Below are 16814 nucleotides of genomic sequence, written 5' to 3'. Positions count from 1 at the left end.
GCCGCCACAACACGGGGCGCTGGTGTTTCCTCGGGGGTATAGGTAACCGACTGCTGACCCACATCGAGGCACACGGAGGTTCCGCGATGACGATGACGATTGTGGTGATCTTGCTCGTCTGGTTGGTGCTGTCGATCCCGGTGTCGTTCGTTGCGGCGCGGATGTTGCGCAGCGGGATCGACCCCGACCGCGATCGCTGCGCGCGGCGAACCGACGAATCCCACACGGGCCGGTCGTTCCACTGAGCGCCCGCGTGGGCCAAGATGGAGCGCGTGTCGCAACCCGATCCCGATCTGCTCATCGACTTCTCCGACGTCACCATCCGCCGCTCGGGCCGAACGCTCGTCGGCCCGGTCACCTGGCAGGTCGAGCTCGACGAACGCTGGGTGGTGCTCGGCCCCAACGGGGCCGGTAAGACCTCGCTGCTGAGAATGGCCGCCGCCGAGGTGCATCCGACCTCCGGCGCGGCAAACCTGCTGGGCGAGACGCTCGGTCGCGTCGACGTCACCGAACTGCGCCCGCGCATCGGCCTGTCCTCGGCGGCGGTGGCCAGCCGCATCCCGGTCGACGAGAAGGTCAATGACCTGGTCGTGTCGGCGGGCTACGCGGTGCTGGGCCGCTGGCGGGAACGCTACGACGACATCGATACCGAACGCGCCGTCGACATGCTGGAGACCCTCGGCGCCGAACACCTCGCCGACCGCACCTACGGAACCCTGTCCGAAGGCGAGCGCAAGCGGGTGCTGATCGCCCGTGCGCTGATGACCGACCCGGAGCTACTGCTACTCGACGAACCCGCCGCCGGTCTCGACCTGGGTGGGCGAGAGGAACTGGTCGAGCGCCTCGGCGATCTGGCCGCCGATCCCGACGCACCCGCCATGGTGCTGGTGACGCACCACGTGGAGGAGATCCCGCCGGGGTTCACCCACGCACTGCTGCTCAAGGAGGGCGAGGTCGTCGGGCAGGGACTGCTCGAGGACGTGCTCACCGCCGAGAACCTCAGTGCGGCGTTCAGCCAGTCCATCGCGCTGGACCGGGTCGACGGGCGCTGGTTCGCGCGCCGGGCACGTCGCTCGGGGCAGCACCGCCGCGCCTGAACCTGTCCCGGTCCCCGGACAGCTCCCGTTCCGATAGGAACCAAGCACGCGTTAGGGTGCTGGCAGGTCGACGTCGCGGCGTTCGACTGCGATCAATGGTGATCGCGCGAGCGGTGGAGAGGAACGTCATGAGTGAGTCCGGAGTGCAGGCGCGCGACGCGTCGACGGTGATGCTGGTGCGCGACGCCGCCGAGGGCATCGAGGTGTTCCTGCAGCGGCGGGTCACGGGGATGGCGTTCGCGGGCGGGGTCACCGTATTCCCCGGCGGTGGCGTCGACGCCACCGACGCGACCGCCGACATCGCGTGGGCCGGACCGGAACCCGCCTGGTGGGCCGAGCGTTTCGCCACCGACGAGCCGACCGCGCAGGCCCTGGTCGCTGCGGCGGTGCGCGAGACCTTCGAGGAATGCGGTGTCCTGCTGGCCGGGCCGACCCCGGATTCGGTCGTCGAGGATTCGGCGCGCTACCGCGCGGCGAGGGGCAAGCTCGAGTGCCGCGAACTCTCGCTGGCCGAATTCCTCGCCGCCGAGAACCTGGTGCTGCGCGCCGATCTGCTGCGGCCGTGGTCGAACTGGATCACTCCCGAGGCCGAGCCCCGCCGCTACGACACCCGCTTCTTCGTCGCCGTGCTCCCGCACGGCCAGGACGCCGACGGTGCCACCTCCGAGGCCGCCCACGTGGCCTGGCGGACACCGGAGCAGGCGTTGGCGAGCTGGCGGGCGGGCGAGCACGTGCTGATGCCGCCGACCTGGTCGCAGCTCGACGCGCTGCGCGGTTTCGCCGACACCACCGCCGTGCTGGCGGGCGAACGGGTGATCGAGCCGATCATGCCGAAGTACTCCCCGGGCGCCGCGGGCCATCCGCTCTCGGACTTCCCCGACAACGAACGGTATTTCGCGGAGCTGCCCGAATTGGGCGCACTGCGCGGCCGGTAGGTTTGCCGCATGGCCGAATTCGTCACCATCGAGCTGCCCGCCGAGCCGACAACGCGGGGCGTCGCGCTGCTGCGCATCGACCGCCCGCCGATGAACCTCGTCGACACCCAGCTGGCCCGCGAGGTGGCGGCCGCGGCCGCCACGGTGGCCGAGCATCCCGGGGTGGCCGCGCTGATCGTCTACGGCGACGAGCGGGTGTTCAGCGCGGGCGACGAGATGCGCGAGCTGGCCGAGCTCGACGCCGGGCAGGCCGCGGCCATGGCGGCCGATCTGCAGGCCGCGCTGGGCTGCCTGACCCGGGTCCCGCAGCCGACCGTCGCCGCGATCACCGGCTACTGCCTCGGCGCGGGCCTCGAGCTGGCGCTCGGTGCCGACCACCGCATCGTCGGTGACAACGTCAAGCTCGGCCTGCCGCAGATCAAAGCGGGCCTGATCCCGCTGTCGGGCATCCGCAGGCTCTCGCTGTTGATCGGTGCCAGCCGGGCCAAAGACCTCGTCTACACCGGGCGGCTGGTCGACGCCGAGGAGGCCGCCGCCCTCGGCCTGGTCGACGAAGTCGTCCCGCCCGACGACGTCCTCACCGCCGCCCGCACCTGGGCGGCCCAGTTCGTCACCGCGGCCCCCCGCGCCCTCGCCGCGGCCAAAGCGGTCTTCGAAGCGGGCCCCCACGGTCACTCCGCCGCCGTCACCGAATGGTCGGCCCTGTTCGAGACCGACGACACCCGAGTCGGCACCCGCACCTATGCCGCCGAGGGCCCGAACAGCGCGGTCTTCACCGGACGGTAGACGGAATCCCGGTGAACTTCACCGTGAGTTACGGCCGACTCCGAGGCTCCTGGCCGGAGGTAAGTGCTGATCTCGCGAATACATGGGTAACTCCCCGGCCACCTCGAACAGGTCTCGCTGGGACCGCATGCCCGATGCCGGAATTGTCACGTCGGGAGCCCCGGCAAAAGATTCGGGGCGGCGGGTAAGCTGCGCTGTTATGACGGTTCACCCCGATGACCCGGCGCCGAACCCGCACGCCACCGAGGCCGAGGTCGAAGCAGCGCTGAAAGACACCAAGCTCGCCCAGGTCCTCTATCACGACTGGGAAGCGGAGACCTACGACGACAAGTGGTCGATCTCCTATGACGAACGCTGTATCGCGTATGCCCGCGGCCGATTCGATCTCGCCGTCGGCCCCGCCCCGCTGCCCTACGAGCGGGCGCTCGAGCTCGGCTGTGGCACGGGGTTCTTCCTGCTCAACCTGATGCAGGGCGGCATCGCGAAGACCGGTTCGGTCACCGACCTCTCGCCCGGCATGGTCAAGGTCGCGTTGCGCAACGCCGAGCACCTCGGCCTGGATGTCGACGGTCGCGTCGCCGACGCCGAGACCATCCCGTACGACGACGACACCTTCGACCTGGTCTGTGGCCACGCCGTGCTGCACCACATCCCCGACGTGGAACTGGCGCTGAAGGAGTGCCTGCGCGTCCTCAAGCCCGGCGGACGGTTCGTCTTCGCCGGTGAACCGACCACGGTCGGCAACCTCTACGCCCGCAAGCTCGGCCAGGCCACCTGGAAGGTGACCACCGAGATCACCAAGCTGCCGTTCCTGTCCGGCTGGCGTCGTCCGCAGACCGAACTGGACGAGTCCTCTCGCGCCGCCGCGCTCGAGGCCGTCGTCGACCTGCACACCTTCGACCCGAGCGACCTCGAGAAGATGGCGTCCTCGGCCGGTGCCGTCGATGTGAAGGCCACCACCGAAGAATTCGCCGCCGCCCTCTGGGGCTGGCCGGTGCGTACCTTCGAAGCGGCCGTGCCGGACGAGAAGCTGACCATGGGCTACCGGATGGCGCAGTACCGCGCCTGGCTCGGCCTGAGCTGGCTCGACGAGAACGTGCTGCGCAAGGTCGTCCCGCGTGAGTTCTTCTACAACGCGATGATCACCGGCGTGAAGCCGGGCGCCGCGCAGAAGTAGGTGGGCTACCGCTTCGGCCGCGACGACGTCGCCTACCTCGGCAGCGCGGCAGGACGCGCCGCGCTGACCGAGGTGGACCGGCTGGAGCTGACCCCCGCGACGCACCTGCGCGACATCGAGCAGGTGCGTCGCTCGTTCGGCGACCAGGCCGCGGCGCTGATCGAGACGGTGCGCTTGCGTCGCAAGGCCGTGGTGAAGCTGCCCGCGGCCGCGGACTGGCTGTTCACCGACGACGCGCTGCAGCAGGCCACGCCTGCGCTGGTGGCCCGGCATCGGGCCGCCCGGTTGGCCGGGCGTTCGGTGCACGACGTCACCTGTTCGATCGGTGCGGAACTGGCCGAGTTGGCTGCGGTGTGCCCCGCGGTGATCGGCAGCGATCTCGACGAGGTGCGGTTGGCCATGGCCGCCCACAATCTCGGCGTCGCGCCCCTGTCGGATGTCGGAGGGACCGGAGTCGCTCGTGTCGCCGGTACGGACCGGCTCGCCCGGGGCCTTGTCGCCGGGGACCGCAGCGAGCCCGATCTCGCCGACACCGCGGCTCGGAGCCGAAACATCCTGCTGGCCAGGGCTGATGCCCGCACGCCGATCAGCAAGGACACCGTGATCATCGCCGACCCGGCCCGTCGCGCCGACGGCCGCCGCACCTACGATCCGGCGAAACTCCAACCCCCGCTGCCCGACCTGCTCGCCGCTTACGCGGGCCGCGACATCGCCGTGAAATCCGCCCCCGGCCTCGATTTCGACCGGCTCGGCTGGGACGGCGAAGTAGAGATCGTCTCCCTCGACGGCGCCGTTCGCGAAGCCTGCCTCTGGTCGCCCGGTCTGAGTGACGGCATCACCCGCCGCGCCACCGTCCTCGACTCGCGCGGCGCCGCGATCACGCTCACCGACGCCGACCCCGGCGACATCCCCGAGCGCGCCCCCGGGGACTGGATCATCGACCCCGACGGCGCCGTCGTCCGCGCGGGTCTGGTCCGCCACTACGCCGCGAAACACGGCCTCTGGCAACTCGATCCCCACATCGCCTACCTCACCGGCGACACGGTCCCGTCCGGCGTCCGCGGCTTCCGCATCGAAGACCGCTTCGACCTCCGCGAGAAGACCCTGCGCCAGGAACTCGCCCGCCGCGACTGCGGAGCACTGGAAATCCTCGTCCGCGGCATCGACATCGACCCGGACGCCCTCCGCAAGAAACTCAAACTCCGCGGCACCCGCCCCTACACCCTGGTGATCACCCGAGTCGGCCGCGCGGGGACAGTGTTCCTGTGCACCGCGCACGCATCGAAAGGACGCCGATGACCGACGAGACCGTCGACACCGAGTTCCCGCGGACGATCGGCAAGGTCGCGACCCGCGAACTGGCCGCGCACGGGTACACCCGCTACGCCCACCTCAGCACCGTCAGCGCGGCGACCCTGCTCGCCATCCACGGCGTCGGCCCCAAAGCCGTTCGCATCCTCACCGAGGAACTGGCTGCCCGCGGCCTCACCTTCGCCGCCTGAAGCGGTTGTCCCGAGGCCCGCCATCGCGGATCAGCCCATCTTCTTGACCACTCGCTGGACCGTGAGCCAGGTGCGGGTGGTGATGTCCTTGCCGTACTGCTTTTCCAGCCACGCCATGAAATCGGGGGTCTTGCCCACGGAGTTGTCGACGACGGCCAGGACCGCACGCGCGGCACGGTCGACACCGACCACCCGGGCGAGGGGATCGTCGAAATCGGGGATCTCGGCGGGCGCCTCGAGCGCCTTGAAGAAGGTGGCGATCAGGTAGGTCCCGCGGCTGTGGGTGAGACCGGGGAAGGGGTCGCTGTCGAGCAGAGCCCGCAGCTCCTCCCGCGAGCGCACGATGGTGCCGCCGGGGATGCCCAGCTCGGCGTTGAGGGCCTCCTGGATGCGGTCCTCCAGCGCCGGGACGTCGGTGTCGGCGCAGCGGAAGACGATGTTGCCGCTGGCCACCACCGAGCCCACGTCGGTGAACCCGAGGCCGGTGAACACCGCACGCAATTTGTCGTTGGTCATCTGCGGGTTCGATGGCCCGATCCCACGCAGCAACGCCGCATAGCTGTTCATGGCTGTGACCGTACCCACCGGCACCGACACGGCGGGTACGTCCAGGCTCAGTTCGCGTTGCTGGCGGCGTTCTTCTTGCGTTCGATGTCGGCCAGCGCCGCCAGGTAGGCAGCGCGCTCCTCGGCGGTGGCATCCCAGGCGACCTTGCGGTTCTTGACCACCTTGGCCGGTGCGCCGACCGCGATGGAGAAGTCGGGGACATCGCCGCGCACCACCGCGTGCGCGCCGAGCACACAGCCGCGGCCGACGCGGGTGTCACGCAGCACGGTCACCTTGGCCGCGATCCAGGTGTCCGGTCCGATCCGCACGGGGCTCTTCGCGATGCCCTGGTCCTTGATCGGCAGCGTGATGTCGTCCATCTTGTGGTCGAAGTCGCAGATGTAGCACCAGTCCGCGACCAGGGTCGATTCACCGATCTCGATGTCGAGGTAGGTGTTGACGACGTTGTCCTTGCCGAACACCACCTTGTCGCCGATGCGCAGCGAACCCTCGTGGCAGCGGATGGCGTTGCCGTCGCCGATGTGCACCCAGCGGCCGATCTCCATGCGAGCCAGCTCCGGCGTCGCGTGGATCTCCACATTGCGGCCGAGGAACACCATCCCGCGCAGCACGATGTGCGGATTGGTCAGCCGGAACTTGGCCAGCCGGTAGTACCGCACCAGGTACCAGGGGGTGTAGGCGCGGTTGGCGAGCACCCAGCGCAGCGAGTCCCTGGTCAGAAACCGCGCCTGCTGCGGATCGCGGCGGCGTGATCCACGCCAGCGCGCGCTCAGTGGCGCGCCCCACATGCTCGTCACGAACTACTCCCTCGAGAATGGAACGGCGATCCGTCGGGCAAGCACCCGGGGATTCGGTCATCGGGTACACAGAGTACTTTCGGAGCGCACACTTACCGTGCCATACCCCGATCCTTGGCTCGATGACACAGGGAGATCAGCAGGTGCGAACTCGGACTCGTGTCGTGACCTCGCTCGCTGCCGCCGGTGTGGTGGCGCTGGCGGGCTGCGGCACCGATGTGGACGACATCACGGTCGGCGCCGGAAAGGGTTGGCCCGCGGTCCATCACGACGGCCGCAACGGTGGCACCAGCCCGGTGAGCGGTGCGGAGTCGGTGTCACTGAGCTGGTCGCGTCCGGTGGGTGGACCGATCGCCCAGCCGTTGACGATCGGCGAAGAGGGCCAGATGTTCGTCACGACGAGCACCGGCAACTGCGCGATCTTCTCCTTCCAGATGCTGACCGGCCGCAAACGCTTCTGCAACCCGCTCGGGCCGTCCACGATCGAGGCGCCGACCGTGGTCGACCAGGTCTCCAACGTCTACGTCGGTGACGACGGCGCGGTCAACTCGTTCAACTACCTCGGTCAGCCCCGCTGGCGCACGCCCGTGGCCGGGGTCCCGGTGGCGATCCAGTTCACCGGCGACGGCAAGCTGCTGACCGTGACCCAGTCCGGTCAGGTCGATGTGCTCAGCCGTCAGACCGGCGGTCGCGAGGTGCCGACCCTGCAACTGCTCGGCGAACCCGACTTCCTGCGGTTCCCCCGCCTCACGCGCCCTGCCTCCGGCGACGGCCTCGACGACTGCCGCACCGGCGGCCCGCGCTGCGCGGTCGCCAACACCACCGCCGTCGACCCGGCCACCGGCCGCTTCTTCGTCACCGTGTGGCAGCCTGGCAATGGCGCGGCCTCGCTGCGCGCGATGCGCTACGCCGAGGGCAAGGTGACCCAGGACTGGAGCGCCGACATGCTCACCGGCGGCAGTGCCACCAGCCCCGCCCTGTCCGCCGACGGTGACACCGTCTACGTCGGTGACAACAGCGGGCGCCTGATCGCGGTGAACACCTCCGATGGCAGCACCCGCTGGACCCACGATCTCGGCTGGACCCCCGTCGGGGGCATCGCCGTCGCCGACGGCCTGATCATCCCGGCGGGCGACGAAGGCTACCTGACGGCCTTGCGCGACGAGGATGACCGCGCCGAGATCATCTGGGAGCGCAAGGATCTCGCCCTGCGCGGCACGCCCGCCCAGACCGCGGGCGGCATCGGCTACACCGTCGCCGCCATCGGCCCCGGCCTCAACCTGATCACCTTCGACACCCGCAACGGCAACACCGTCGACTCCGACCCCCTCCCCGGTGCCACCGGCACCACCACCGGCACCTCGATCGGTCCGGAGGGCGAGATCGTCGTCGCCACCCGCCTCGGCGAGATCTTCACCTTCACCCCCGCCTGACCTCAGTACGGGTTGGCCCGGTCCGCCCAGCGAGCATCGAGTTCTGTCGCGAGGTGCCGGGGGAAGGAGATGCGCGTGGCATCGCCGTCGGCGGTGTAACGCTGGTCGGGGTTGGCGGCGAGCCAGTCCAACCAGTAGGCGGAATCGAACGGAACCGCGCCCAGACCCGATCGGATGCGCGGCACGGCGGCCCGGTCGACGGCGCCGTACGGCGCGGGGGCCGGATTCGCGCCGACCAGCATCACCGCGTCGAAGGCGTAGGACGTGCCATCCCAGCTGCCCGCGGCTGCCAGGGCGTGATCGCGGGGATAGATGCCGAGCGGCAGTGCCATGGTGCGCACGGTCACCTCCGGCGCGGCCGCGGTCACCGCGCGCACATTCTGCACGAACTCGCGCTGCACGTTGTCGGCGTCCAGGCTCGCCAGGTGGGCGTGAGCGGCCGTGTGCGCGCCGATCTCGTGGCCGTGCGCGGCCAGCCAGGGCAGAGCGCGCGGGTCACCGCCGAAGGGCTCGTTGTTGACGTAGAACGTGGCGACGGGTCGGAAATCCGGGTAGCGGGCGCCGAACTCGGCGAGGATGCCCGCGGCACTGTCCGGGTCCACCTCCCCGGTGTCGGTGAACGTGAGCTGGCTGCGGGTGGAGTCGTCGAAGGTGAGCACCACCGGATGGGTGCCGGCCGGTAGGTCGAGCTCGCCGGCGATGTACTGGGCGGCGGTCACCGGTCGGTAGCCCTCGCGGTGCAGCCGTTCGAGTTCGTCGCGGAACTCCGCCGGGGTCTGGTCGTACTCGCCTGCCGGATGCGGGGTGATCTGGTGATACATCAGCACCGGGACGAGTCCCAGTTCGTTGGCGGCGATCTCGGCCGGATTCGGTGGTGCCGGTGTCGTTGTCGTCGCCGGTGCGGGCGGTTGCTCGCTCTGCGCCGGTGCCGTGCAGGCGGTGAGTGCCGCGGCCAGCAGGAGCGCGGGCGCAACTCGGATCATCGTGTTCGAACCACCTGCCATCGTGGCGATATTACGCGGCGGCAAAGGTTTTCCCTCGATCTTTCGATATCCGGCGGCGGATCCTCGATCTGCGAGATAGTGGCCTGACGACAACAGTGGAAGTTGGTGTGGGCGTTGGGTTTGCGACTCCGGTCGGTCGATCGACGACGATCGGTGATGATCGTCGTCGGGGTGGTTCTCGCCGTGGTGGTGGTCGCGTTGTCGGCCGGATTCGCGCTGAGCAGATCGGGCGGCACGCCGGTGGCGGATACCGCGCCGCCGGCACTGCAGGTGCTCCCGGTAGAACCCACAGGCTCCTATCGTGCACCGGTTGTGGTGCGCGGCAACACCATCGACGCGGTGCGTGTTTTCATCGGCTCGGTGAGCGTGACGCCCGATCCGGACGGCTCCTTCGAGATCGAGGTGCCGTGGGCGCCCGCCGTCGAGGTCGTCGCGGTGGACGCTGCCGGGAACCAGAGCAGCAGCGCCGTCGTCACCGCGGTCACGCTGCCGCGGATGCGGGCGGTGCACGTCACCGCGCATGCCTGGTCACACGAGGGGCTGCGCGAAGCCGTGCTCGATCTCGCCCGCGAAGGCCGTATCGACACCGTGCAGCTCGACATCAAGGACGAGGACGGCGTCGTCGGCTACGACTCCCAGGTGCCGCTCGCTCGCGAATCCGGTGCGGTCGAAACGATTTACGATGCCAAAGCGGCTCTCGCGCACCTGCATGATCTCGGCGTGCAGGTGGTCGGCCGCATCGTCGCGTTCCGTGATCCGACGGTGGCCGCGTGGGCCTGGCGCCACGGCCGACCCGACTGGGTCGTCCAAAACCCTTCCGGGCAACCCTATTCCAGCCACTACGGCGCGATCGCCTTCACCAATTTCGCCCATCCCGAGGTGCGCCGATACAACATCGATCTGGCGGTGGAAGCCGCGCAGCTCGGTTTCGACGGCGTCATGTACGACTACGTCCGCCGTCCCGACGGCAGCCTGAACAGCATGAGTTTCGCCGGACTCACCGGCACCCCGTCCCAGGCGGTCGCGGATTTCCTTGCCCAGAGCCGGTATCCGGTGCATCTGGCGGGCGCCCACCTCAGCGCCGCGGTCTACGGTATCGCCTCGACCCGACCCGACGAGATCGCCCAGGACATCCCGCTCATGTCCCGCAGCGTCGACTTCGTCGCCCCCATGGTCTACCCCTCCCACTGGAACTCCGGCGAATACGGCGTCGCCAACCCCAACGCCCAGCCCTACGACATCACCTTCCGCTCACTCCAAGACTTCCAAACCGTCACCGCGAACACCGGCGCCACCGTGATCCCCTGGCTCCAGGACTTCAGCCTCGGCGTCCCCTACGGCGACAACGAGATCCGCGCCCAGATCGACGCCACCCGAGACGCGGGCATCGACAGCTTCTTCCTCTGGAACGCCGCCACCCGCTACCACCGCGGCGGCATCGAACCCGTCGCCGCCCGATAGGTCCCGACCGCTGAGTGCGGTCGAGCGCGTTCACTCGACGGGTTCTGTTGGGATCAGGCTTGGTCTTGCGCACCGGCCGTTTGGTAGTGGCGACACCGCTGCCAGGGGTGGTCGGGGCGCTAGCGGACTGCGCGGGTCACCCCGACGGGCTCCTGTGAGGGGCCTCCGCCAGCTCCCGTGAGTCAGCTTCGTCGTCGACTCACGCGGGACTTGTGGTGTGACCGGTCAAGCTTTGCCGAACCGCTGGAACGCAGCGTGCCGGGTTGTATCCAATGCGGTTCCGATGACGGTCCAGGAGTTCCCCCCCCGCATGCGCTTCGCGGACTGCGGCCCGCAACTCGGCTTCTGCGGTGGCGACCTTTTGTCGTGCCGCGATGATGCGGGGGAAGTGTGTCGCGTCGGTTGCCGGGGTAGTGGCTGGATTGTCAAGGGCAGGTTTACACGGACTGGGTTGATGCCGTAGGGACTATTTCGGATCCCGTTCTGGGAGGGGGCGTTCGAGAATGGTGGGGCGGCCGAGGGAGGTGCGGACTCGGCGTTTGGCCACCGAATAGACCTGGGCGGTTTCGGCGGCCACGACGTCCCAGGCGAAGTCGGCGGTGAGGCGTTCGCGGGCGGTGTAGGCGCGGTCCTGGGCGGTGGCGGGGTCGTCGAGGACCGCGCGGGCGGCGTCGACGATGCCGTCGATGTCGGCGGGTTCGAAGGAGGCGCCGGTGACGCCGTCGATCACCGCTTCGCCCAGGCCACCCGCGGTGGAGGCGATCAGGGGGACACCGGCGGCGGCGGCCTCGAGGGCGACGATGCCGAAGGGTTCGTAGCGGCTGGGCAAGACGATGGCGTCGGCGCCGTGCAGCCAGCCGAGCAGTTCGGCGTGGCCGAGGCTGCCCACGAAATTCACGGCGCGGGCGACGCGATGCACGCGGGCGCGCTCCCGCAGCCAGTCGAACTGGGTGCCGACACCGGCCACGGTGAGCGTGGTGCCGGGGTGGGCGCGGCGGATGCGGGGCAGGGCCGCGATCGCGTCCTGCACGCCCTTCTCGTATTCGAGACGGCCGACATAGAGCAGTCGTGGCGGTCCGGAGCGCGGAGCGCGGGGCCGGAAACTCCACGAGCCGACGTCGATGCCGTTGCGGATCACCGTGATCGGGGACAGCTCGGGCCCGTAGAGCCGGTCCACCTCGTCCTGCATGGAGGCCGAGCAGGTGATGAGCTGATCGGATTCGTTGGTCAGCCACCACTCCACGGAGTGGACCTGCTTGTTGACCCGCCCCGACACCCAGCCGCTGTGCCGACCGGCCTCGGTGGCGTGAATGGTCGAGATGAGCGGCACGTCGTAGTACTCGGCCAGCGCGATCGACGGATGCGCGACCAGCCAGTCGTGGGCGTGCACCACGTCGGGCGTCCAGCCCTCGCCGACCCCGGGCTTGCCGAGTGCGACCCCCGCGCGAACCATCGCGTGCCCCATGGCCAGCGTCCAGGCGAGCATGTCCTCGCCGAAGTCGAAGCACGGCGGGTCCTCCGCCACCGCGACCACGAGCACGCGGTCGGCGATGTAGGAGTGTGTGGGGTGGGTCAGCGGATCGGTGCCGGTGGGCCTGCGTGCCAGCACCACCACCTCGTGACCGGCCGCGGCCAGCTCCACCGCGAGGTGGTGCACATGCCTGCCGAGCCCGCCGACCACGACCGGCGGGTACTCCCACGACACCATCAAAATCTTCATGCGAATCCTTCAGCGGCGGCCGACGGGACGGCGGTCGGCACCCGCCGCGCGTCCAGACCTGGGAAGAATCCGTCGGCCGCGTTCCATCCTGCCGCGAGTCGGGCCGCTTTGGCGAACTGACCGGCGCCGATCGCCTCGGCGAGTTCACGCACGGCGTGCGCGTGCTCGTGCGCCCGGTCGCGGGCGTACCCGGCCGCGGAGTCCTTGCTGACCATGAACGCCCAGTCGCTGGAGACGGTGAGAATCGCTTCGCGCAGCAACTGGTCGGCGACCGGATCGCGCAGGCCGGCCTCGTCGCCGCGGACCTTGTCGATGGTGTCCAGCGCCAGCCGCACCACCTCGGCATTGAGTTCGACGAGGTCGGCGACCTGGTCACCCGCCCACACCCGCCAGTCCTTGCCCGAACCCCACGACGAGTCGTTGAGCTGCACGGGTTCGCCCACGAAGCCGTTGTCGCGGGCGTCGGCGAGAGTGCCGACGGTGACACCGGCCGCGGGCAGCGCGCGCAGCACCTGCTCGAGCCACTGCGGCCCCTCGTGCCACCAGTGCCCGAACAGTTCGGTGTCGAAGGCGGCGACCACCAGCGCCGGTCGGCCGATGCGCGCGGACTCCTCGATCAGCCGGGCGCGCACGGTCTCGACGAAGTCGGCGACATCGCGGGTGATGGCCTCGGCGGCGAGTTGCGGATCGTAAGGGGCCTTGTCGGGACCGGCGACGGTTTTGCCGGTGACGCGCGAGGGTTTGAGACCTGTCGCGTGGTCGTAGTGGTGGAAATCGCGGTAGGCGCTCTGGCCCGGATAGCCCTGTTTCGGCGACCAGACCCGGTAACTCACCTGCAGATCGCGGCCGAAGGCGAGCACATCGGAGTCGCGAACCGGCCTGCCGAGGGTGGTGTCGCCGCGCAGTGACGGTCCGTCGACCATGAAATGCGTCACACCCGCGTCGGCGTAGCCGTGTTCCATGCCGGGGGTGTAGCCGCATTCCGGCGCCCAGATTCCGGTCGGGGTGGTACCCCAGCGCAACCGCGCGTCGGCCAGGCCCTCGGTGAGCTGGAACCGCCGCAGCCGGTCGTCGAGCAGTGGCTGGAAGGGGTGGGCCAGCGGACCGCCGAGCAGTTCGATCGCGTCGGCGTCGATGAGCGAGCGCCAGACCGGCGCGCTGCCGTGCCGCCAGTCGCGTTCGAACTCCGTCAAAGCCGTTGCGGCGAGCCGATGTTCGTGGCTGCCCAGTGCCACATTGCCCGACATCGACGCTTCATCGGCACGCAACTGCCAGTTGCCCAGCCAGTGGTGCATGCCCGCCAGGCTGTGCGGATCGTCGAGCTGGGCGGCGAGCACTGGCGTGATGCCGAGGCTCAGCAGATGTGAATGTCCTTCGGCTGCAAGGTTTTTCAGGACGCGGACCAGGGGTAGATAGGACGCGGCCCAGGATTGGTAGAGCCACTCCTCGCCGACCGGCCAGCGGCCGTGATGGGCCAGCCAGGGCAGGTGCGAGTGCAGGACGAGAGTGAACTGGCCCGGCACGGAGCCGGACCCGGCGGAGCGGGAGTCGGTCACCTTCTTGCCCGCCCGGCGCTTGCCTTTTCAGCGATCGCGACCAGGTCCAGGCTGGCGTCGATATCGCCCGCGCGCAGGTCGAAATCTTCGATGGTGACTGCGGCGACGTCGGCGGTGAGGTCGGCGGGCCAGGGCTCGCCGGCCAGCGCGCGCTCGATCTGGGCGTCGATGAACGACCCGCCGTGCTTGGCGTCGAGCGCTTTCAGGCTCGCGCCGTGGTGCACGCCGAGCATCTCCGTGACGGTGAACCCCGCCTCGACCAGCAGTTCGGTGAGTTCGGCCGCGTTGAGTTCGCGCGTGTGGAACGGGTTGAGCGGGGTGTCGCGACCAGGGGAGAAGGTGATCCGGTTCGGCGTGCTGATCAGCAGCTCTCCGCCCGGCCGCAGCACCCGCAGGCATTCGCGCAGGAATTGCGCCTGGTCCCACAAGTGCTCGATGACCTGGAAATTCACCACCACGTCGACGGATTCGTCGTCGAGTGGGAGCGCGGCGAGATTGCCCTGGATCATCCGCACGCGGGGGTAGCGCGCGCGCACGTGCGCGACGGCGCCCTCGTCGTAGTCGACACCGGTGACGCCCGCGGCGACGCCGGCGATCATGTCGGCGCCGTAGCCCTCCCCGGAGCCCGCCTCGAGCACGGTCTTGTCGGCGCAGCGGTCGAGCAGGCGAGCGTAGGCGATCTCGTGCCGACGGAACCAGTAGTTCTCCTCGGCGATGCCGGGCACGGTCCGCTCGCCGGTCAGTGGCAGTGGTTCATGTGTGTCGGCCACAGGTGCGGCAGGGATCACAGCCTCGCTCATGACCCTGACGTTACTGGTACCGCCGGTCCGGGTGGGAGTCAGGGATCGGTTGCGAACCTCTTGTGCAAGTAGGTTACCCACGAGTAACTTAGCGTAGGGTAGTGTTCCGCTCTGAGCTACTCACCCGGACGTACGGCCCAGCTCGTGCGGCCCACCACACCCGTGTCCCCAGAAGGAGGTCGACGAAGACCGATGCCGAACATCGTCGTACTCATCAAGCAGGTCCCCGACACCTGGTCCGAGCGCAAGCTGACCGATGGTGACTACACCCTCGACCGCGAGGCGGCCGACGCCGTGCTCGACGAGATCAACGAGCGCGCCGTCGAGGAAGCGCTGCTGATCAAGGAGGCCCAGGGCGGCGAGGTGACCGTGCTCGCAGCCGGTCCGGATCGCGCCACCGAGGCCATCCGCAAGGCGCTGTCCATGGGCGCCGACAAGGCCATCCACATCAACGACCCGGCGATCCACGGCTCCGACGCCGTGCAGACCGCCTACGTGCTGGCCGCCGCGCTCGGCCAGGTCGAGGGCGTCGAGCTGGTCATCGCCGGCAACGAGGCCACCGACGGTCGCGCCGGTGCCGTGCCCGCGATCATCGCCGAGTACATCGGCATCCCGCAGCTGACGCACCTGCGCAAGCTCACCGTCGACGGCGAGAAGATCACCGGCGACCGCGAGACCGACGAGGGCGTGTTCAAGCTCGAGGCGTCGCTGCCCGCGATCGTCTCGGTCTCCGAGAAGATCAACGAGCCTCGCTTCCCCTCCTTCAAGGGCATCATGGCCGCGAAGAAGAAGGAAGTTCAGGTCTTCACCCTCGCCGATCTGGGCATCGACCCGTCGACCGTGGGCGTCGCCAACGCAGGCACCCAGGTCACCGGCGCCACCCCGAAGCCCGCCCGCACCGCGGGCGAGAAGATCGCGGACGAGGGCGAGGGCGGCAACCAGATCGCCACCTACCTCATCGGTCAGAAGATCATCTGATCCGGCCCGTCCGAGACTTCGAAGGAGAAAGAAACAATGGCTGAAGTACTTGTGCTCGTCGAGCACGCCGACGGTGCCGTGAAGAAGGTCAGCACCGAACTGCTCACCGCCGCCCGTGCCCTGGGTGAGCCCGCCGCTGTCGTGGCGGGCCCGGCCGGGACCGCCGACAAGCTGGCCGCCGCGCTGGCCGCCGCGGGCGCCGAGAAGATCTATGTCGCCGAGTCCGACGACATCGAGGGCTTCCTGGTCACCCCGAAGGTCGACGTGCTGGCCGCGCTGGTCGATTCCGCCGCGCCCGCCGCCGTTTTGGTCGCCGCCACCGCCGAGGGCAAGGAGGTGTCGGGCCGCCTCGCCGCGCGCATCGGCTCCGGTCTGCTCATCGACGTCATCGACGTCAACGCCGACGGCTCGGCCGTGCACTCCATCTTCGGTGGCGCGTTCACCGTCGACGCCAAGGCCACCGGCGACGTGCCGGTCATCTCGGTGCGTCCGGGCTCGATCGAGGCCGCTCCGCAGGCCGGGGCCGGTGAGCAGGTCGCGGTCGAGGTCCCCGCGCAGGAAGACGGCGTCGTCAAGGTCGTCTCGCGTGAGCCGATCGTGGGCGGCGACCGTCCGGAGCTGACCGAGGCGAGCATCGTCGTCTCCGGCGGCCGTGGTGTCGGATCCGCCGACAACTTCGCGGTCGTCGAGGCGCTGGCCGACTCGCTCGGTGGCGCCGTCGGCGCCTCGCGTGCCGCGGTCGACTCGGGCTACTACCCGGGCCAGTTCCAGGTGGGCCAGACCGGCAAGACGGTCTCCCCCCAGCTCTACATCGCCCTCGGCATCTCCGGCGCCATCCAGCACCGCGCCGGCATGCAGACCTCGAAGACCATCGTCGCGGTCAACAAGGACGAAGAGGCCCCGATCTTCGAGATCGCGGACTACGGCATCGTGGGCGACCTGTTCAACGTCACCCCGCAGCTGACCGAGGCCGTGAAGTCCCACAAGGGCTGAGTTTCGGC

At 69.4% G+C, this 16814-nt stretch carries 17 protein-coding genes and 1 pseudogene; 11 read left to right on the top strand and 7 right to left on the bottom strand.

Translation table 11 applies throughout. The annotated features are described in order from the left end of the window. Window positions 1-86: 86 nt before the first annotated feature. The 7 genes from BOX37_RS34215 to BOX37_RS23295 all read left to right on the top strand — a co-directional run bounded on the left by BOX37_RS34215 (window position 87) and on the right by BOX37_RS23295 (window position 5497). Complete coding sequence (locus BOX37_RS34215; protein WP_156910505.1) at window positions 87-245, top strand: hypothetical protein; 159 nt, start codon at window positions 87-89, stop codon at window positions 243-245. Window positions 246-263: 18 nt separating this feature from the next. Next, window positions 264-1097: an ABC transporter ATP-binding protein gene (locus BOX37_RS23320; RefSeq protein ID WP_071929499.1), complete on the top strand. Its 834-nt coding sequence runs from the start codon at window positions 264-266 to the stop codon at window positions 1095-1097. Window positions 1098-1225: 128 nt separating this feature from the next. Next, a complete protein-coding gene (locus tag BOX37_RS23315) occupies window positions 1226-2032 on the top strand; it encodes an NUDIX hydrolase (protein WP_071931809.1) in 807 nt (268 codons plus the stop codon). A 9-nt stretch (window positions 2033-2041) separates the two neighbouring features. Continuing rightward, window positions 2042-2818: an enoyl-CoA hydratase-related protein gene (locus BOX37_RS23310; protein WP_071929498.1), complete on the top strand. Its 777-nt coding sequence runs from the start codon at window positions 2042-2044 to the stop codon at window positions 2816-2818. 199 nt (window positions 2819-3017) lie between these two features. Beyond that, window positions 3018-3995, top strand: a complete 978-nt coding sequence (locus BOX37_RS23305) for a class I SAM-dependent methyltransferase (protein WP_071929497.1) — start codon at window positions 3018-3020, stop codon at window positions 3993-3995. Then, entirely contained in the window at window positions 3996-5294 is a 1299-nt protein-coding gene (locus tag BOX37_RS23300; RefSeq protein WP_071929496.1) for a THUMP-like domain-containing protein, read from the top strand. After that, complete coding sequence (locus tag BOX37_RS23295) at window positions 5291-5497, top strand: helix-hairpin-helix domain-containing protein (RefSeq protein ID WP_071929495.1); 207 nt, start codon at window positions 5291-5293, stop codon at window positions 5495-5497. Before BOX37_RS23300 ends, BOX37_RS23295 begins: the two co-directional genes overlap by 4 nt. A gap of 30 nt (window positions 5498-5527) precedes the next feature. Here BOX37_RS23295 and BOX37_RS23290 read toward each other — a convergent pair whose 3' ends face one another. Then, a complete protein-coding gene (locus BOX37_RS23290) occupies window positions 5528-6064 on the bottom strand; it encodes a DUF1697 domain-containing protein (RefSeq protein ID WP_071929494.1) in 537 nt (178 codons plus the stop codon). 47 nt (window positions 6065-6111) lie between these two features. Further along, on the bottom strand, window positions 6112-6861 hold the full coding sequence (locus tag BOX37_RS23285) for an acyltransferase (protein WP_071929493.1): 750 nt from the start codon (window positions 6859-6861) through the stop codon (window positions 6112-6114). Window positions 6862-7025: 164 nt separating this feature from the next. Between BOX37_RS23285 and BOX37_RS23280 the strand changes: the two genes are divergently transcribed. Continuing rightward, the gene (locus BOX37_RS23280) at window positions 7026-8294 is read left to right on the top strand and encodes an outer membrane protein assembly factor BamB family protein (RefSeq protein ID WP_240505025.1); all 1269 of its coding nucleotides are present in this window, start codon (window positions 7026-7028) and stop codon (window positions 8292-8294) included. 2 nt (window positions 8295-8296) lie between these two features. Here the strand turns inward: BOX37_RS23280 and BOX37_RS23275 are convergent, their stop codons facing one another. Continuing rightward, window positions 8297-9298 carry a polysaccharide deacetylase family protein gene (locus BOX37_RS23275; RefSeq protein WP_071929491.1) on the bottom strand — a complete coding sequence of 334 codons (1002 nt, stop codon included), beginning with the start codon at window positions 9296-9298 and terminating at the stop codon, window positions 8297-8299. 156 nt (window positions 9299-9454) lie between these two features. Here BOX37_RS23275 and BOX37_RS23270 point away from each other — a divergent pair, with 156 nt between their 5' ends. Continuing rightward, on the top strand, window positions 9455-10759 hold the full coding sequence (locus BOX37_RS23270; RefSeq protein WP_071929490.1) for a putative glycoside hydrolase: 1305 nt from the start codon (window positions 9455-9457) through the stop codon (window positions 10757-10759). Between the two features lie 225 nt (window positions 10760-10984). Here BOX37_RS23270 and BOX37_RS35985 read toward each other — a convergent pair. The 4 genes and pseudogenes from BOX37_RS35985 to BOX37_RS23250 all read right to left on the bottom strand — a co-directional run. Next, a pseudogene (locus BOX37_RS35985) lies at window positions 10985-11165 on the bottom strand (hypothetical protein); the annotation flags it as partial. 60 nt (window positions 11166-11225) lie between these two features. After that, window positions 11226-12479: a glycosyltransferase family 4 protein gene (locus BOX37_RS23260; protein WP_071929489.1), complete on the bottom strand. Its 1254-nt coding sequence runs from the start codon at window positions 12477-12479 to the stop codon at window positions 11226-11228. Next, entirely contained in the window at window positions 12476-14035 is a 1560-nt protein-coding gene (locus BOX37_RS23255; protein WP_071929488.1) for a 1,4-alpha-glucan branching protein domain-containing protein, read from the bottom strand. The genes BOX37_RS23260 and BOX37_RS23255 overlap by 4 nt, the downstream gene beginning before the upstream one ends. Next, window positions 14032-14835: a methyltransferase domain-containing protein gene (locus BOX37_RS23250; protein ID WP_071929487.1), complete on the bottom strand. Its 804-nt coding sequence runs from the start codon at window positions 14833-14835 to the stop codon at window positions 14032-14034. The genes BOX37_RS23255 and BOX37_RS23250 overlap by 4 nt, the downstream gene beginning before the upstream one ends. Window positions 14836-15027: 192 nt before the next feature. Here BOX37_RS23250 and BOX37_RS23245 point away from each other — a divergent pair, with 192 nt between their 5' ends. Both BOX37_RS23245 and BOX37_RS23240 read left to right on the top strand, forming a co-directional pair. After that, window positions 15028-15813: an electron transfer flavoprotein subunit beta/FixA family protein gene (locus BOX37_RS23245; protein WP_071929486.1), complete on the top strand. Its 786-nt coding sequence runs from the start codon at window positions 15028-15030 to the stop codon at window positions 15811-15813. Between the two features lie 36 nt (window positions 15814-15849). Then, on the top strand, window positions 15850-16806 hold the full coding sequence (locus BOX37_RS23240) for an electron transfer flavoprotein subunit alpha/FixB family protein (RefSeq protein WP_071929485.1): 957 nt from the start codon (window positions 15850-15852) through the stop codon (window positions 16804-16806). Window positions 16807-16814: the final 8 nt, after the last annotated feature.

Source organism: Nocardia mangyaensis, from assembly GCF_001886715.1.
In the GTDB taxonomy this organism is placed as follows: Bacteria; Actinomycetota; Actinomycetes; order Mycobacteriales; family Mycobacteriaceae; genus Nocardia; species Nocardia mangyaensis.
The sequence above is the reverse complement of the archived record's forward strand: the minus strand, read 5'-3'. Positions and strand labels throughout refer to the sequence as shown.

Coding starts and splice junctions, on each gene's coding strand:
- BOX37_RS34215 (WP_156910505.1), top strand. CDS start 87: ATGACGATGACGATTGTGGTGATCTTGCTCGTCTGGTTGGTGCTGTCG.
- BOX37_RS23320 (WP_071929499.1), top strand. CDS start 264: ATGGAGCGCGTGTCGCAACCCGATCCCGATCTGCTCATCGACTTCTCC.
- BOX37_RS23270 (WP_071929490.1), top strand. CDS start 9,455: ATGATCGTCGTCGGGGTGGTTCTCGCCGTGGTGGTGGTCGCGTTGTCG.
- BOX37_RS23310 (WP_071929498.1), top strand. CDS start 2,042: ATGGCCGAATTCGTCACCATCGAGCTGCCCGCCGAGCCGACAACGCGG.
- BOX37_RS23240 (WP_071929485.1), top strand. CDS start 15,850: ATGGCTGAAGTACTTGTGCTCGTCGAGCACGCCGACGGTGCCGTGAAG.
- BOX37_RS23250 (WP_071929487.1), bottom strand. CDS start 14,835: ATGAGCGAGGCTGTGATCCCTGCCGCACCTGTGGCCGACACACATGAA.
- BOX37_RS23245 (WP_071929486.1), top strand. CDS start 15,028: ATGCCGAACATCGTCGTACTCATCAAGCAGGTCCCCGACACCTGGTCC.
- BOX37_RS23260 (WP_071929489.1), bottom strand. CDS start 12,479: ATGAAGATTTTGATGGTGTCGTGGGAGTACCCGCCGGTCGTGGTCGGC.
- BOX37_RS23275 (WP_071929491.1), bottom strand. CDS start 9,298: ATGGCAGGTGGTTCGAACACGATGATCCGAGTTGCGCCCGCGCTCCTG.
- BOX37_RS23295 (WP_071929495.1), top strand. CDS start 5,291: ATGACCGACGAGACCGTCGACACCGAGTTCCCGCGGACGATCGGCAAG.
- BOX37_RS23305 (WP_071929497.1), top strand. CDS start 3,018: ATGACGGTTCACCCCGATGACCCGGCGCCGAACCCGCACGCCACCGAG.
- BOX37_RS23315 (WP_071931809.1), top strand. CDS start 1,226: ATGAGTGAGTCCGGAGTGCAGGCGCGCGACGCGTCGACGGTGATGCTG.
- BOX37_RS23290 (WP_071929494.1), bottom strand. CDS start 6,064: ATGAACAGCTATGCGGCGTTGCTGCGTGGGATCGGGCCATCGAACCCG.